This window comes from Skermanella aerolata KACC 11604, assembly GCF_000936425.1.
Classification (GTDB): domain Bacteria; phylum Pseudomonadota; class Alphaproteobacteria; order Azospirillales; family Azospirillaceae; genus Skermanella; species Skermanella aerolata.
The window spans coordinates 1-504 of record NZ_AVFK01000206.1; the positions used below are offsets into that span (position 1 = coordinate 1).

Annotated in this window: 1 protein-coding gene; it reads right to left on the reverse strand. The window is 69.2% G+C overall.

Annotation, left to right across the window (positions count from 1 at the left end):
• Positions 1-481 (reverse strand): helix-turn-helix domain-containing protein (locus tag N826_RS39230; protein ID WP_157599451.1); only part of this gene is annotated, 481 nt, incomplete at its 3' end.
• Between the last annotated feature and the right edge of the window lie 23 nt (positions 482-504).

The following is a 504-nucleotide window of genomic DNA, read 5'->3' on the forward strand; positions in this document are numbered from 1 at the left end:
ACCGGCGCTCCTCCGCATCCAGCTTGTCCGGTTCGCTCATCAGCATCCGTGCCGCTTTGCGCGTCGTGGGCGGCGGTGCGGGCTTCACTGAGGGCTTGGCTAGAGAAGTCTGTTCGACCAGCCGGTCCTCCCGGCGTCGTCGGGCGGCCCACTGCTTGACGACACCGTCCTGGCCGGCGAAGCCCCGATCGCGGATCTCCCGCCACAGTCCGGCGCCGTTGCGGTATCCAGCATCCCAGCGCGCTTCCAGGTAATCCCGAAACGGGTCGAGAATGCTGCGGCCCCGGTCGGCATGAAGCCAGCTCGGCGCCCGCCCGGCACGCAGCCACCGTCGGACGGTCTTGCGCTCGATCCCGAGCGTTCTGGCTATCGCCTTGATCGGCATTCCCTGCGCGCGCAGACGCACCACTTCGTCGAAGCGGGCCTGCCGACGGTCGCGCGCCTCCTGTGACCGACGCTCCACTTTGTTGGGAGCCGGCAAGCCGGGTCCGTCCGCGACATCGG